This is a genomic window from Maricaulis sp. (assembly GCF_017643475.1).
Taxonomy (GTDB): Bacteria; Pseudomonadota; Alphaproteobacteria; order Caulobacterales; family Maricaulaceae; genus Maricaulis.
In genome coordinates this window covers 77,114-92,284 of the sequence record NZ_JAEPNI010000004.1, presented here as the reverse complement: position 1 = coordinate 92,284, position 15,171 = coordinate 77,114, and the positions used below count along the sequence as shown (strand labels likewise).

Below are 15,171 nucleotides of genomic sequence, written 5' to 3'. Positions count from 1 at the left end.
CCCCATTCATGGGGAAGTGGGCTCGCCGAAGCCTTGGCGTAGGCGAGGTCGAAGGGGGCGAGCGATAGCGAGCTAATCTCCGCGCTGACGCGCTCCGGTCCTTCCGCCTGCGCTTGAGCTACGGCAGAGCCACCTCCCAGGAGGGGAGGATTCGGTTCGCTCAGCCTCCATCTCCCAGCAGATCTGCAATGGCTTTCACATAGGCCTTGAAGGCTATGCGTCCGGTCTTGGTGATGCGGGCGCGGGTGAGCGGTTTGCGGTCGAGGAAGCTTTTTTCGATCTCGATATAACCCGCGTCTTCAAGCTTTCTCAGATGCACAGAGAGATTCCCGCGCGTGGCTTCAAGCGCGCTGGCGAGCTCGGTAAAATCAGCCACTTCTGCATTGGTCAGATAGGTCATGATACCCAGGCGCAAGCGCCCGTGGATCACTTCATCAATCTGGCCGATACCCTTGGACGCCATGACTAGTCCGCCGTCTCCGACTGTTTGTCGGCCACCCGCATCATGACCAGTCCAGGTCCGGCCAGCAGCAAGATGAGGGAAAGCGCGATCACCAGGACATAGGTTGGAGAATGCGCGGTCAAACCCAGCGCAATGGCGCCGACATACCAGCCCAGCGCGACAAGGCCGAGCCAGGCGCGCTTTCGCATCCGAAAGGCGAGATACCAGGCAACGCCCTGCAAAGCATAGATAAAGGGTGTGTAGAAATACCAGACGCCGCCATCACCCGTGCGGATATTGGCGACGATGAAGACGATGACCAGACATATATTCGCCACGCCTGCGCCCTGGAAGGCCGCTTCATAGGCCCGACGGACTGCGGTGTTGGAGCTCTGGCCCCGGTTTTTCCAGATGATCACGCCGAGGACAGCGAAGAAAGCCACGGTGCAGCCGATGACGAAGGCGAGATATCCCAATCCGGACAGACCGATGATGCCGATGGCCGTTGCCCACTGCACCAGACCCTGGAAACCATAGATAATGCCCGCTGCGAGGAAGGATTGGCCCATGGCCTTGTTGGGCTTGTCCGGTGCGTCCGCAAGCGCGCGCATGAAAGCCAGGTCGTCGCGAACTGTCTCGATATCATCAGCCATGGCTTACCTTTCCATGCAGGAAGGAGGCGCCGGGATTGGCGCCTCCTTGTGAGGGTATGACCTGATTCAGGCGTTTGCCGATGCGGTCTCCAGTTTGGCGGCTTTGGCGGCAGCCTTGGCTTCCGCTTTCTTGCCGTAGCGGCGACCATTGAGCCAGGCACCGATCCACGTGCCGCGGACCAGCAGATGGTAAGTGCTGATCGTGACCGCCAGGGTGATGGCGTTGATCAGCAGGTATTTCACGACGCCCAGCATCTCGACATCATTGAGCCAGACCTGCAGAGCCATGACGATCGGCAGGTGCCAGATGTAGATCCAGTAGGAAGCATCAGCGACATAGCGGCGCGCCGGGCTTTCATTGGCAAACAGGGCGAGGCCCAGGCCGATGAAGGCAAAGCTGAAGCACCAGCCGGCCAACGAATAGGCTCCGGCATAGGCCCAGCTCTGCAGGCTGTCATCAGCCGGCATGAAGCTGGGAGCGAGGCCGATCATCTGCAGGCAGGTGACTGTCAGGGCGATGGCAACCGCCATATAGGCCCACCAGAACTTGCGGAATGTGTCGAGCAGCCCGCTCTGACCGTGCAGGATCCAGCCAAAGGCGAAACCGGTGCCATAGGCGGTCAGTGCGATCATGTTCGGGTAAAGACCGATATCCGGCGTCGGGATGCCAAACCAGCTGTACCACATCTCGGTATTCATGAAGGCCAGGCTTGCCGGGATCGCCAGCAGGAGCGGCAGGAGCGGCGTGTGACCGATAAACTCGACGAGCGTGCCACCCGCAGCACGCATTTTCCCGGACGGATCAACGACCGCGACAAGCAGACGGATGATGATTGCGCCAACATAGAAAATGCTCAGCAGGTAGAGGAACCAGAGATGGGTCAGGGGAAAGTTTTCTGCCGTCAGCGGCGGATCTTCCGGCGCTTCCGGGGCTTCGCCCCCATTGGCCTTGATCGCGCCCCAGACAATGACCGTGACGATCAACATCAGGATCGGGAACCAGAACGTGGCGAGGGGAGCAAACACGCGTTTGAAGCGATCAAAGGCAAATCCGATCGCACCACGTTTTTGCCAGGCGAGGCGCGCGAAAAAGCCGGCGAGGATAAAGAAGAGCAGCATGCGGAAGATGTGGGGCACATAGAAAGTCAGGCCAAAGGCGGCGCTGCTGTTGGCGTCATGGGTGATCCACACGGGGAAGTCACTCGGGATGAATGACATGCCGGCGTGCAGGAACACGCCCAGCAAGAGTGCGAAACCGCGAACGGCGTCGAGGCCGTGCAGACGGTTGGTCGGGGAAGAGGTCATTTGATTGCTCCGTTACGTGTTGAGTAGGATGTAACACAGACAAGTTTAAAAATCAAACACGTCTACAATAGCCGGAGCGACGAAAAGGGATGACGCGCGCTGCCGGGGAAGGTAAGTCTCTATAAAGAAACAGCTTCAGAGGATTTCGATGGTCGATGTCGTGGCACAGAACCGAACGGCTTGGAACAGGGAATCAGCGTCCGGAGAAGGTGAGTGGAGCCAGCCCGTTGATTTGGAAACTATCGAGCGGGCACGCCGGGGCGAGGTAGAGGTAATCCTCACACCCAACCGCATCGTTCCGCGTAACTGGTTTGGCGAGCTGGCGGGTGCACGTGTGCTTGGACTGGCATCCGGAGGCGGCCAACAGGTTCCTGTACTGGCCGCGGCCGGCGGACAGGTGACCAGTTTTGACAATTCGGACGAACAGCTTGCTCGCGACCGTGAGGTTGCTCGACGTGACGGGTTATCTGTGCTGTTCGAGCAGGGCGACATGATGGATCTCTCGCGCTTTGATCCGCAGAGTTTCGATCTCGTTTTCAATCCGGTCTCCACGATTTTCGTGCCCGATGTCGAGCGCGTGTGGCAGGAGGTTCGCAGGGTCCTCAAGCCGGGCGGTCGTCTGCTTACTGGCGTGATGAACCCGGCTTTCTACATGTTCGATCACGACGCCATCGAGGCCGGTGCCGAACCGGTCGTGAAATTCCAGTTGCCGTTTGATGACACCCGACATCTCGACAAGCAGGGCCTCGACAAGCGAATCGCCGCACAGGAACATCTTGAGTTCTCCCACACGCTGGACGGCCTGATCGGAGGCCTCCTGCGGTCCGGTTTTGTGTTGCGCGACTTCTACGAGGACGACTGGAGCGATGAGGCCACGCCGCTCAACAAATTCATGAAAGTCTCCTTTGCCATGCTGGCAGAGGCGGTTTGACCAGATTTGTAAGCCTAAACCGGGGCTATCTGTCGAGACACGATTTAACAGTTTCGGGACAAGATTGGAGTGGATCACAGGCCTATCAGCGGGACAGAAGGTGAAGCGGCCGCGAATGGTTTTCGCGGCCATGTTTCACACTCCTACTCCGATGGTTGCTTGAGGTCTTCAATATGCTTACTCGTCTGTTTCTCATTCTGCTCTCGCCGGTTTTGCTGGCTGGACTAGCTTCCGCCGCCACGGTTCAGGCAGAGCATGATTGGTCGTATATCGATGCCTATTTCGAAGAGACCGACAGCGCGACGACGCCGGCCGCGGCGGTCGCCGTCATGTGGCAGGGCGAGTGGGTCCATCGAGCCGTCCACGGCATGGCGGATATCGAGAACGCCATTCCGGCCGACGCGGAGAGCGGGTTTAATCTCGCATCGCTGACCAAACACTTCACGGCCTATGCCATCCTTTCCCTTGAGGCGGAGGGCCATATCGAGCTTGACGCGTCCATTTCCAGTTATCTAACGGAGTTACCAGATCGCGGCGTGACGGTTCGCGATCTCATGGTGCAGATTTCGGGACTGGCTTCGCCGTCTGCGAGGCGTTTGGGGGTGTTCGCCGGTGGCCGGCGCGAGGGATTGCTGGATATGTATGCTCGCCTGCCACAGCCCAACGAGCCGGGCAGTTTCTGGGCATACAATAACAATAACTATGATTTGCTCAGCATGATCGTGGAGCGCGTCAGTGGCTGGTCACTGCCTGAATACCTGTCAGAAACAACGTTCGGGCCACTCGGCATGACGGGAACCTATTTCCCGTATGGCCCCAAATACAGCCGGGAGAATCGAGCCTTCGGTTATCGGCAAGTCGACGGAGGTTATCGCAATCTCGACACGGTTGACGCTGTGCAGAGCCTGGTCGGCGCAGGCGGGCTGTATTCTTCGCTTTCGGACATGATGACCTGGTCGCAAGTCGTCTTGGCAGGCGGAGGCGCCATGGACGGGTTGCGCATGGAGGGGCTCTATAGTGACGGCATGCCGACAAGTTATGGTGCTGGCCTGAATGTTTCCGGCGAGGGGCATGGCACCATTTTCGAACACGGCGGAACCAGTGGAGCGACCAGCACTTACGTCATGTACTATCCTGCAGCGCGTAGTGTGGTCATCGTTCTCATCGCGTCAGACATCTATCACGGGCGTGGCGGGGCCGAGCGCATCACGCATGCGATCCGCGATGAGATGTTCGAGCGTTTCACGCATGAGCGGCCTCTTCAGGACGAGCCTCCGAGAGTGACAGGCCCAAACGCCGAACTTGCCGCGCAACTTGTTGGGCAGTGGTTTGGAGAGGTGAACGGCCGGGTACAAGTCGCCGACATGGAGATTAATGAAGCGGGTGATCTGGCCCTGCGTTTCTTTGATGGCTTTCAGTTGAACCTGCAACCAGTTGCGGAAGACAGCTTTGTTAGCCCGGATGTGCCATGGGCACGTGTTACGCTGCATGAAGGGCAGCTGCTCCTGTGGATGCAGCAAAAGTCTCTCGACCAGCTTGCACCGGTCAGGGCGAATTCCGCGCTGCCAGTGACACGCAGACATACCGGGCGTTTCGTTTCATTCCTCCTTGGCGACGCCGCGTGGCATATTCAGGTCGACGGTGAGGATGTGCTCGCTACGTCCCCTTCCGGCAGAGCCTATACATTGACGCGTTTTACGGATGGAATTTACGGGAACACCCAATCCAATATGGCGTTACAAATGATGGAAGAGGGGTGGATGCTCGGCGGTGGCCAGCTGCCGGACATTCTCCTTCGGAAAAGCACTGACTGGTGCGACACAAACAAAAAACGGCGGAGCTTTCGCTCCGCCGTTTTTTAGAAGTCAAACTCGTCCTGGTTCAGCTAAGCTGAGGACTTGCTCGCCAGCGGTGGCTCAAGAGACGTCACGGAAGACGAGGACTTACCCGGAGCCGGCGGGATGTCGGCGGACTTGTTCGCGGCCTTGGGGGCAGAAGCGGGTGCGCCACCGCCGGATTTCTCGCTCAGCGGATCAGAGGCATGGCGGCAGTGGCCATCGAAGAACGCGCCGCTCTCTACGGAGAGGGCAGCATGCACGATATCGCCTTCGATGCGTGCGGTGGAGGCAAGCTGTACCTGGCGGGCGTAAACTGAACCGGTCACGCGGCCACGGATGACAACCGTCTCGGCCATGACTTCGCCATTCACATTCGCTTCTTCACCGATGATCAGGGAGCCTGCGCGGATGTCGCCGTCGACGGTGCCGTCCAGCTGGACTTCGCCTTCGGAAACGATGGAACCGGTCAGAACCAGGTCACCGGAGAGAATGGATGGAGCTTTCGATTTCATGGCATTCCTTTTTGGCGCTGCAGCTGGTTGATGCATCGGATCGGAGTTGGAGGTGTCTTTGTTACTCTTATTGAACATAACGTCCCGCTCTCAGTAGTCGGTCCGGATCAATTCTCGATCCATTGAACCAGATTTCATAGTGCAAGTGCGTAGCTGTGCTACGACCCGTGGACCCCATGCCCCCGATCTGTTGTCCTCGCTCGACGGTATCACCCCGGCGCACTGCGATTTCGTGGAGATGCGCGTATCGGGTACGGAAGCCATACCCGTGGTCGATCTCCACGGTACGACCATAACCACCTCTCCAGCCCGCGTAAACGACTTCGCCCGGTCCGGTCGCGATAATCGGGGCGCGGCGATAGGCGCCGAAGTCCATGCCCAGGTGCTGGGTGGGGCGTCCGTGGAAGGGATCCATGCGCATGCCAAACGGCGAGGTGCGACGATGGGGAACGGCGATCGGTTCACCGAACGGCGCCTCCAGGGAGAAGCGTTCCAACTCGTTCACTTCAAGCATGCGCGCTGCGATACGGTTGATACGCGAGGAAAAATCGCGATTGATCTCGAGGTCGGGTCCAAAGGAGTGGTCGACGAAAATCGGCTCATACGGGCCGCCTTGTTCGTCGGTGTCACGGCCTGACGCAACGACTTCCTCGATATCTAGTCCGGTCAGGCGCAGAACGGCGCGCAGGTTTTCAAGGCGCGTCTCGGTCGCGTCCTCGGCCTGGGCCAGAACGAGATCCTGCTCGCCCATGAGGTAATTGATCTGGTCTTCCGGGTTTTCCGAAAGCGAGGACAGGGAGACCAGGCTGTCGCGCGACTCGCGCGGTGTCGGGTCAGCCGGGGTCGCCGCCATCAGGACGCGGCCATCATCCAGCTCGGGAGAGGGCTCCATGACGCTGCCGGACAATTGCTCCGCAAATTCAACGAGCTGACGCAAGGTCTCGTGGCGAAGCTGGAATTCAACAGCGGTGCGGTCGAACTCGGCCGATTGCGACTCCACCAGCGAGATCGCGGTGGCTTCACTCGCCTGTGCCTCGGCAATCAGGCGGTTGGCCTGGACCCGTTCTTCTTCAATCTGGGATTCCTTGGCGGCAATGGCGCGGCCGTGGAAGGCAACGGAAACCGTCGTGAAACAAAGCCAGCCGGCGAGCACGGTTGCGGCAAAAAGCGCCGACACCTGTAGCGTGGTCGAAATTGCGAAATAACGAACCTGACCATCACTGCGGTGATAAATTTGTCGATCTGGAAACCAGCGCTGCGCTGTACCCCAAATCGCTTCTTTAACGCCTGCGAACATGCTTGTGAGCCGCTCTTTTACGCTTGCCCCATACGCCCCGCAGGCATGTGACACAAAACTGGAAGAAAATTCAACAGCCCGTGATGCAAATCTTGGGCCCTATTGCGCCAATGGTAGGTAGTATTCTTCGGGCAAACCCGCAGTTTTACGCGCATTGAAGTTAAATGGCAGCTTTAGGCCACCTTTAAAGTGCTGTTTTACAAGGCTCTGGTATCGCGTTTGAGGATCGAGCTTGTCGGCGGTGCAAAGCGCGTGAAACCACTTCGCACCGGCTGCAACGTGAGCGATTTCTTCCTCGTAAATCACTTTCAGGACATCGGCGCTGCTCTGGTCGCCGGCAGAGACCAGCCGGTCAATCATGCCGGGGGTCACGTCCAGACCGCGCGCTTCCAGCACTAATGGTGCTACGGCGAGGCGCGCCGCGAGGTCATGTGACGTGGAAATGGCGGCATCCCAGAGCCCGTTATGGGCGACGTGGTCGCCATAACAGGCGCCGAGCTCCTCCAACCGGTCCTGGACCATGACAAAATGCCGGGCCTCGTCATCCCCGACACGGATCCAGTCATCGACCAGGGCGTGGCGTTGGGCTTCATCAAATTCAGCTTCGCCGCCAAATCGGGCGACCAGGTCGAAGGCGAGGTCGATGGCGTTGAATTCGATATGGGCGATGGCGTGCATCAGGGCGATACGGCCGGCGGGCCCATTGAGACGTCGCCTGGGAACCTGTCCCGGTGGAACAAGTTCGGGGTTTTGCGGCCGGGCCGGGCGGTGCGTGTTTGGAATACACTGCCAGACATCTGGCAGCGTCAGCTTGCCATCCCGCCAGAGCGCCGCGACCTCACGCGCCCGGGCGGCCTTCGCGGTCGGCTGTGCGGTGTCGAGTACGCTCAAGCAGGCTTGCTGGATGTCGGCCGGCGTCATCAAAGGGCACGGACAGCGTCAAGAACGGCCTCGGCGTGGCCCTTCACTTTCACCTTGCGCCAGATCTGCGCGACCTTACCATTGGCATCAATGAGGAAGGTTGCGCGTTCAATACCCATGTATTCGCGGCCATAGAGCTTCTTGAGAACCCAGACACCATAGGCTTCGAGCACTTCGCCATCCTCATCGGAGCCCAGAGTGACCTTGAGTTCGTGTTTGGCCTTGAACTTGTCATGTTTGGCGACAGTATCCTTGGACACGCCGATGATTACTGTATTGGCGGCGTCGAAATCTGCGATCAGCGTGCTGAAGTCGATGGCCTCGGTGGTGCAACCCGGCGTATCGTCCTTGGGATAAAAGTAGAGGACGACATTTTTGCCTTTCAGGGTAGAAAGCTCTACGGAAGCGCCACCATCGGTCGGCATGTTGAAATTCGGAGCCAGGTCGCCTGTTTTGAGTTCGCTCATGTCATTTCTCCCCAGTCGCATGGATTGCGGTTGCTGCAGCGATAAATTGCCCTTGTGCGCCTGCACGTCCAGCCATTCGACTGCGATGGGGCGTGAATAATGCTGCGCCGTTCTGCGAAATGGACCCTGATCTACATTCTGGAAGCCGTTGCCGTGCTTCTGATGATGGTGATTTTTGGCCTGGGGTTCATCTTCTGGCGCCTGTCCTCAGGGCCGGTCGATCTCGGCTTCCTGCGCGAGGATGTGCAGGCCCAGATCGCCCAGATGTTCGAGGGTGATGTGGTCGCGCTTGGCGATCTGGAAGCGCGGTATGAGTCGAGTGAAGGCGCCATTATTGTCACTGCCCGCGATGTGGCGGTGGCCCAGGCGGACGGCGAAGTCATCGCCCGGGCGCCGCTGATCGAAGCGGGGCTGGCCATCCAGCCGATGATCTTCGGGCGGATCGAGCCGACGCAATTGCGTGTTCACGGGGGTTCCGTATCTATTGTGCGACGGGCAGATGGCGCCGTGGGCGCTGGCCTGGGCGGAGTTGACCGTGTGGCTGCTTCGGCACGTCAGCCGGAACGCGGGGGCGATGACAGCGCCTCGCTCTTCCTTCTGCTGCAGGACCCGGAAGCCAGTGACAGTCCGCTCGGACGTATCCGCAATGTGGAAGTTCGTGACGCGACGGTGCGCATTATCGACCAGATCAGTGGCGTAGCCTGGCTGGTCAACAATGCGCGTGTTGAACTCGCTCGGGACGAGTTCCGGATTGTATCCATCCTGCAGGGACAGATCGCGACCGCCTCCGGATTCGCCGATCTCAATATCCGTATGCAGGCCGGGGCCCGGCTGACCTCGCTCTTGCTGGAAGTTGATGTGGATCAGCTCTACCTCGCTTCGGTTGCTCCGACCCAGGGGCCGTTTTCCGCCTTGCGGGCACTGGATGCCCCGCTCTCGCTGGACCTGATCATGGATGCGCGTCTCGAGACCGGCATCCAGACAGCCTCGCTGGAGCTTGATATCGGGGAGGGTGTTATCCTGTCCCAGGGCGAGGAGCATGGATTTGAAGGAGCTGAGCTGTCGCTGGTCTTCGATCCCCAGGTCGGATCGCTTTCGCTGGACCGCGGGCGGATTGTCTCTGATGTCTTTGCCGGGGAACTTTCCGGGCGGATCTATGACCTGGACGCCTATGCGGGGGCCTTGCCCATGCGCTGGCGGTATGAATTCAGCGCCGGTGAGGGGTTTGTCGATCTGGGCGAGATCTTCGAGCGTCCGCCGCGTTGGGGCGGGCTGGATGTATCGGGCCGTGCCGACCTCAATGAGCGCCGGATCGATTACGAGGCCCTCAATGTCCAGCTCGACAGGATTCGCGCCGAACTGACCGGCTACGCCAGTCTCAGCCAGGTCGCGGACGGACGCTGGCTGCCCAATATCGTGCTCTCCGGACCGGTGCTTGGCGATGTAACGGCCGAGGCGGTGCTGTCCTACTGGCCGGTGGATCTCGCCGACGGTGCTCGTGACTGGATCGAGGAGGGCATTCTCGGTGGCCGGTTTTATAACTCGCGCCTGGATATGAATATTGACGCTGAATCGATTGCCAGCGGTGCGCTGGCCAACGACCGGCTCAATCTCTCCTTCGATGTTGAAGACGGTATCATCCGCTATATTTCGACCATGACGCCGATCACGGAAGCAGTTGGCAGCGCAACGCTTTACGGCAATGCCTTCGAAGCCAGCCTGACGGCGGGTCGGGTCGGCGACATCATCATCCACGAGGGCCATGTAGACATCCCCCGGCTCAATCCGAAAGGCGCCATCGCGACCTATTCAGGACGGGGATATGGCACGGCCACGGATATTCTCGCGTTGATCGACGAGGAGCCTCTGGGCTTCCCGACCGAGTACGGCATCGATCCACAGGCCGTGGGCGGTGAGGGCGAGATCACGTTCCAGATCCAGCGCCCCATGCTCTCTGACGTTCCGGCAGAGGACATCCCCTTTGTGATCACGGGCGATCTTACCGGCGTTGCCCTGGCCATTCCTGAGACACCTCTAGCGCTCAGCCAGGGCACGGTATCGATCACCGCGGACCAGAACCGCCTGACCGCCAGCGGAGATGCTTTCTGGGTCGATACGCCCGTTAGCGTGAACTGGGTGGAAGACTTCACAATGCCCGACGGTCAGCCTTCTACCACATTCGAGGTTGAGGCCCGCCTGGGCGCGCGGGCGCTCGATGAATTCGGCATTCCGGCGCGCCGGTATCTTGATGGATTTGTTGGTGTCGAAGCCCGCGCGATTTCCAACGGGCTGGATATCCAGTCGATCGATGTGGATGCCGACCTGACGGAAGCCTGGATCGAAGCGCCGGATGGTGTCTGGTTCAAGGAGATCGGGGTCGAGGGGCTTGCCGGTTTCACCTTGTCCCGCAACGACGCGCGGAATTACGTCTTTGAGGAAATCATCATCCAGACGGAAGGTGTGGAGATTGGTGCCGATGCGCAGCTGTCTCCCGGAGGACGTCTGGTCGAGCTCAATCTTGACCATGTCGAGGTGAACGATTTTATCAGTCTGCGCGGGCGTCTCGCCGCCCCTCCTGAGCCGGGGCAACCCTTTACTGCAAGACTGTCCGGCGATTATCTCGATGCTCGTGAAATCCTGGAGATCTGGAACAATCGTGAGCCGGTGGCACCGGAGCAATCGACCGCAGACGAGAGCGACACGGCGGACGCTTTTTCCCTTCCGCTGTCCGTGACGTTTGATGTGGCACGGATGGCGATTGAAGAGGATGAAGTGCTGGAAGATTTCAGTCTCATCTGGCGCAGCGAAGAGGATGGCATCCGTGCTGTAGCTGTTTCCGGCCGCTCCAGCGCCGGGCCGTTTTTCGCCAGCTTTGGCGCTCCGGAAGAGGGCGGCATCCGGGAATTCCGTGTGGAAACGCAGTCGATTGAACGTCTCTCGGCCTTCATCGGTTTCTCTGAGGGTGTGGTGGGTGGTCGAATGTCCGTACTCGGCGAAGCTCCGCCCCTGGGCGTGGATGGCCCGCTGACGGCCCGGGTGGAAATCGATGACATCACCCTTGTTCGGGTTCCGGTTCTCGCCCGCATCTTGGCTGCGGGTTCATTTGAAGGGCTGGGCGCTTTGCTCAATGGGGATGGTATCCGTTTCGAGCGCATAACAGGTGATGTCATGTTCGAGGACGGCCTGTTCACCATCGGCGAAAGTCAGGCGACGGGCAGTTCGCTGGGCGTGACGGCAGCAGGCTCGATTGACTTTGAAGGACGCAGCGCGGCGATTGACGGTAATCTGGCGCCCTCCTATGCGGTCAATTCCTTCTTTGGAAACCTCCCGGTTATCGGTGAATTGCTGATTTCCCGGCCGGGAGAAGGCGTGGTCGGGATAACCTATTCAGTCGAGGGGCCGTTCGACAGCCTGACAGTGTTCGCAAATCCGCTTTCCGTTCTGGCGCCCGGTGTCTTCCGCCGCATGTTCGAGGGCACAGCAGCGGAGCGTGCCGCTGCGAACCGGGGCGAGGATGGTGAGCCGGCCATCCCGTCAGTGTTGCCGCCGGAGGTTCTCGAACGATTGCGGGTGGTGGAAGAACCGGGAGACGGGGGCGTCGTTGCCGACCCCGTCACCGGTATTCCTGAAAGCGAAGAGCCGAGCGAGCGCTAGGCGGGCTTGGCCAGTGCGTGGCGCTTCTTGCCAACAGAGAGTTTGATCGCGCCATCCTGCACGAGATCAGCTGTAGCCTTGGCCTGGATATCAGTCAGGGGCTGACCGTTCACCTTGGCCGCACCGGCTTTGATGTGGCGCTTCATTTCGCCGTTTGAGGCAGCCAGACCGGCCTCGACAAACAGTGACGCCAGCGTCACATCACCATCGGTCAGACCGGCGATCTCAACAGTTGGCAGCGCGTCACCCGCACCGCCGGCCGCAAAGGTCGCCTTCGCCGTCGCCTCGGCTTCTCGCGCTGCGTCGGCGCCATGCAGCATCGTGGTCGCCTCATTGGCGAGACGCACCTTGGCATCATTGATCGCTGCGCCCTCCAGGGCTTCAAGCTGTGCGATCTCGGCCAGCGGCAGATCAGTGAACAGGCGCAGGAAACGGCCGACATCGGCATCCTCGGTATTGCGCCAGAACTGCCAGTATTCGTACGAGGACAGCATGTCGTCATTGAGCCAGACGGCGCCATCGGCGGTCTTTCCCATCTTGGCGCCGGACGCGGTCGTGATCAGCGGTGTGGTGAAGGCACTGACTTCATTGCCGGCGATCCGGCGGCACAGCTCAACACCATTGATGATATTGCCCCACTGGTCACCACCCCCCAGCTGCAGTGAGCAGCCATAGCGCTTGTTCAATTCCAGAAAGTCGACCGCCTGCAACAGCATGTAGTTGAATTCCAGGAAGGTCAGCGGTTGTTCGCGATCGAGGCGCTGCTTGACCGACTCAAACGTCATCATCCGGTTGATGGTGAAGTGCGGGCCGAATTCGCGCAGGAATTCCAAGTATCCGAACTCTGACAGCCATTCATCATTGTCCACGACAATCGCATCGGTCGGGCCATCGCCGATGGCGAGGAGTTTCTTGAACGGTTTGAGAATACCCGTCTTGTTCTCGCCGATCTGGTCTTCGGTCAGCATCGAGCGCGATTTGTCCTTGCCGGACGGGTCGCCGATCTTGGTCGTGCCGCCGCCCAGCAGGATGATCGGCTTGTGACCGGCCTTCTGCATCTGGCGCAGCATCATGATCTGGACGAGAGAGCCGACATGCAGGCTCGATGCGGTCGCGTCAAAGCCGATATAGCCCGTCACCACACCACTTGTCGCACGCTCATCGAGCGTGTTCAGATCGGTCGACTGAAAATGGTATCCGCGTTCCACCAGGTTGCGGACAAGTTCGGACTTGTATTCACTCATGAAAGCTCTCCTGATAGATCGCTTCTAGGTCGCAATTCGATGGGAGAAAAGAGGGAGATGGCATGAAGCGTGTGATCGGTCTCATGAGCGGGACCTCGCTGGACGGTGTTGATGCTGCCCTGATTGAGACAGACGGTGAGGATATCCGGGCCTATGGCGCGGGTACCGAGATCAGCTATACGGCCGAAGACCGGAGCATTCTTCAGGATGCGGTCGACAGGGCACTGGATTGGGGTTTCGAGGGTGATCAGCCTGATTTCACGGCTGCAGAAGACGTTCTCACCCGGACCCATATCGCGGCCGTTCGCGCTGTGCTGGAAAGCGAGTCGCTTTCCGCGCCGCCGGTCGAGCTGATCGGGTTTCACGGTCAGACTGTATTGCACAAGGCGCCCAAGGACGGGCAAGCCGGCCAGACCCTGCAGATCGGTGATGGGGAGGCTCTCGCACAGGCGCTGGGCATGCCGGTGGTCTATGATTTCCGCTCTGCCGACATGCAAATGGGCGGGCAGGGCGCCCCGCTCGCACCGCTCTATCACCGGGCGCTCGCCAACAAGGCCGGGCTGGGTGATATTGCCGTGCTCAATCTGGGAGGAGTGGCCAATGTGACTTGGTTGGAAGACGGTCAGGACCCGATCGCCTTTGACACCGGTCCGGCCAATGGCTTGATAGATGCCTGGTGCCAGGAGCTGACCGACAAATCCCATGATGAAGGCGGCAAGCTGGCCTGTGCGGGCGCCGTTGATCTGGATGTCCTGGCACAACTGATGTCTCACGAGTTTTTCCCGAAAGCCGCTCCGAAATCCCTTGATCGTTGGGATTTCTCGTTAGCTCCGGTACGCGGCCTGTCCCTGGAGGATGGCGCGGCCACGCTGACCCGGTTCACGGCGCGCACGGTCGCTGATGCAGTCCGCATGCTGGGTGAACCGTCTCGTGTCCTGGTCACAGGGGGCGGGCGTCACAATGCAACTCTGATGGGCATGCTCGAAGAGGAACTTCCCCGGGTGCAGGTTGAGCCGGTTGAAGCGGTCGGCTGGCGTGGGGACTATATCGAGGCAGAGGCTTTCGCCTGGCTGGCCGCCCGTTTTGAGCGCGGTTTGCCGACAAGCTTGCCATCGACAACAGGTGCCTCGGAGCCTGTATGTGGTGGAAGAAGGGCGAGTTGAGCTCAGAAAAAAAGCCCCGGCATCGACCGGAGCTTTTCTTTGTCGGGTCGTCGCGATGTTTACCGCTTGCCCGTAATCGTGCGCTCGGAGCGCTCTTTCTCGACGATCGGCAGGCGTTCGTCGAGATAGTCGTTGAGCATGATGTCCAGCGGTTCGGCATGTTCGGTGAACAGGTGATTGGCATCCGGGATCAGCTCGCGGCGGATCTCGATACCTTTCTGGACACGGATCTTGGACATCACCCGCTCGACATCGTCAGCCGGGACGATCTTGTCGGCACCGCCATTGACGATGATGCCGGAGGCTGGGCAGGGCGCCAGGAAGGTGAAGTCATACATGTTGGTCGGCGGAGCCACGGAGATGAAGCCCGCGATTTCCGGACGGCGCATCAGAAGCTGCATGCCGATCCAGGCCCCGAAGGAGTGGCCGGCCACCCAGCAGAAACGCGCGCCGGAATTATAACCCTGGACCCAGTCGAGCACGGTTGCGGCATCGGACAGCTCACCGAGACCCTGGTCATAACTGCCCTGGGACCGGCCTACGCCACGGAAATTGAAGCGCAGCGTGGCGAAATTCCGCTTGCGGAAGGTATCGTACATCATATCGACGATGTCGTTATCCATGCTGCCGCCGCCGAGCGGGTGGGCGTGGAGAATCAGCGCGATCGGTGCGGTTTCATCTTCACTCGGGCTGTAGCGCCCTTCCAGTCGGCCGGCCGGGCCGGGGATGATTACGTCGGGCATT

13 protein-coding genes are annotated in these 15,171 nt (G+C 59.8%); 4 read left to right on the top strand and 9 right to left on the bottom strand.

Annotated features, from left to right (window positions below; genetic code table 11):
- Nucleotides 1-160 precede the first annotated feature (160 nt).
- From JJ889_RS13950 to JJ889_RS13940, 3 genes are all read right to left on the bottom strand, one after another.
- A complete protein-coding gene (locus tag JJ889_RS13950) occupies nt 161-463 on the bottom strand; it encodes a transcriptional regulator (protein WP_291896138.1) in 303 nt (100 codons plus the stop codon).
- Between the two features lie 2 nt (nt 464-465).
- On the bottom strand, nt 466-1,095 hold the full coding sequence (locus tag JJ889_RS13945) for a hypothetical protein (protein WP_291896137.1): 630 nt from the start codon (nt 1,093-1,095) through the stop codon (nt 466-468).
- A 66-nt stretch (nt 1,096-1,161) separates the two neighbouring features.
- Nucleotides 1,162-2,400, bottom strand: a complete 1,239-nt coding sequence (locus JJ889_RS13940) for an acyltransferase family protein (RefSeq protein WP_291896135.1) — start codon at nt 2,398-2,400, stop codon at nt 1,162-1,164.
- 148 nt (nt 2,401-2,548) lie between these two features.
- Here JJ889_RS13940 and JJ889_RS13935 point away from each other — a divergent pair, with 148 nt between their 5' ends.
- Together JJ889_RS13935 and JJ889_RS13930 are read left to right on the top strand one after the other, a co-directional pair.
- Nucleotides 2,549-3,331, top strand: a complete 783-nt coding sequence (locus tag JJ889_RS13935) for a class I SAM-dependent methyltransferase (protein WP_291896134.1) — start codon at nt 2,549-2,551, stop codon at nt 3,329-3,331.
- A 173-nt stretch (nt 3,332-3,504) separates the two neighbouring features.
- Entirely contained in the window at nt 3,505-5,193 is a 1,689-nt protein-coding gene (locus tag JJ889_RS13930) for a serine hydrolase (protein WP_291896133.1), read from the top strand.
- 23 nt (nt 5,194-5,216) lie between these two features.
- Here JJ889_RS13930 and JJ889_RS13925 read toward each other — a convergent pair whose 3' ends face one another.
- The 4 genes from JJ889_RS13925 to bcp all read right to left on the bottom strand — a co-directional run bounded on the left by JJ889_RS13925 (nt 5,217) and on the right by bcp (nt 8,366).
- Nucleotides 5,217-5,681: a polymer-forming cytoskeletal protein gene (locus tag JJ889_RS13925; RefSeq protein ID WP_291896132.1), complete on the bottom strand. Its 465-nt coding sequence runs from the start codon at nt 5,679-5,681 to the stop codon at nt 5,217-5,219.
- 67 nt (nt 5,682-5,748) lie between these two features.
- Entirely contained in the window at nt 5,749-6,858 is a 1,110-nt protein-coding gene (locus JJ889_RS13920) for a peptidoglycan DD-metalloendopeptidase family protein (RefSeq protein WP_291896130.1), read from the bottom strand.
- 219 nt (nt 6,859-7,077) lie between these two features.
- On the bottom strand, nt 7,078-7,869 hold the full coding sequence (locus JJ889_RS13915) for a ferritin-like domain-containing protein (RefSeq protein WP_291896129.1): 792 nt from the start codon (nt 7,867-7,869) through the stop codon (nt 7,078-7,080).
- Between the two features lie 29 nt (nt 7,870-7,898).
- Nucleotides 7,899-8,366, bottom strand: a complete 468-nt coding sequence (bcp, locus tag JJ889_RS13910; RefSeq protein ID WP_291896127.1) for a thioredoxin-dependent thiol peroxidase — start codon at nt 8,364-8,366, stop codon at nt 7,899-7,901.
- Nucleotides 8,367-8,465: 99 nt separating this feature from the next.
- Between bcp and JJ889_RS13905 the strand changes: the two genes are divergently transcribed.
- Nucleotides 8,466-12,020, top strand: a complete 3,555-nt coding sequence (locus tag JJ889_RS13905; protein ID WP_291896125.1) for an AsmA-like C-terminal region-containing protein — start codon at nt 8,466-8,468, stop codon at nt 12,018-12,020.
- Here JJ889_RS13905 and tyrS read toward each other — a convergent pair.
- Nucleotides 12,017-13,264 (bottom strand): tyrosine--tRNA ligase, encoded by a 1,248-nt coding sequence (tyrS, locus tag JJ889_RS13900; RefSeq protein ID WP_291896124.1) that lies wholly within the window; start codon nt 13,262-13,264, stop codon nt 12,017-12,019. The genes JJ889_RS13905 and tyrS overlap by 4 nt on opposite strands.
- A 62-nt stretch (nt 13,265-13,326) precedes the next feature.
- Between tyrS and JJ889_RS13895 the strand changes: the two genes are divergently transcribed.
- Nucleotides 13,327-14,427 carry an anhydro-N-acetylmuramic acid kinase gene (locus tag JJ889_RS13895; RefSeq protein WP_291896122.1) on the top strand — a complete coding sequence of 367 codons (1,101 nt, stop codon included), beginning with the start codon at nt 13,327-13,329 and terminating at the stop codon, nt 14,425-14,427.
- A 59-nt stretch (nt 14,428-14,486) separates the two neighbouring features.
- On the opposite strand, the gene JJ889_RS13890 is transcribed toward JJ889_RS13895, so the two are convergent.
- A complete protein-coding gene (locus JJ889_RS13890) occupies nt 14,487-15,170 on the bottom strand; it encodes an alpha/beta hydrolase (protein WP_291896119.1) in 684 nt (227 codons plus the stop codon).
- Nucleotide 15,171 lies beyond the last annotated feature (1 nt).

Coding starts and splice junctions, on each gene's coding strand:
- JJ889_RS13950 (WP_291896138.1), bottom strand. CDS start 463: ATGGCGTCCAAGGGTATCGGCCAGATTGATGAAGTGATCCACGGGCGC.
- JJ889_RS13945 (WP_291896137.1), bottom strand. CDS start 1,095: ATGGCTGATGATATCGAGACAGTTCGCGACGACCTGGCTTTCATGCGC.
- JJ889_RS13940 (WP_291896135.1), bottom strand. CDS start 2,400: ATGACCTCTTCCCCGACCAACCGTCTGCACGGCCTCGACGCCGTTCGC.
- JJ889_RS13935 (WP_291896134.1), top strand. CDS start 2,549: ATGGTCGATGTCGTGGCACAGAACCGAACGGCTTGGAACAGGGAATCA.
- JJ889_RS13930 (WP_291896133.1), top strand. CDS start 3,505: ATGCTTACTCGTCTGTTTCTCATTCTGCTCTCGCCGGTTTTGCTGGCT.
- JJ889_RS13925 (WP_291896132.1), bottom strand. CDS start 5,681: ATGAAATCGAAAGCTCCATCCATTCTCTCCGGTGACCTGGTTCTGACC.
- bcp (WP_291896127.1), bottom strand. CDS start 8,366: ATGAGCGAACTCAAAACAGGCGACCTGGCTCCGAATTTCAACATGCCG.
- JJ889_RS13905 (WP_291896125.1), top strand. CDS start 8,466: ATGCTGCGCCGTTCTGCGAAATGGACCCTGATCTACATTCTGGAAGCC.
- tyrS (WP_291896124.1), bottom strand. CDS start 13,264: ATGAGTGAATACAAGTCCGAACTTGTCCGCAACCTGGTGGAACGCGGA.
- JJ889_RS13895 (WP_291896122.1), top strand. CDS start 13,327: ATGAAGCGTGTGATCGGTCTCATGAGCGGGACCTCGCTGGACGGTGTT.
- JJ889_RS13890 (WP_291896119.1), bottom strand. CDS start 15,170: ATGCCCGACGTAATCATCCCCGGCCCGGCCGGCCGACTGGAAGGGCGC.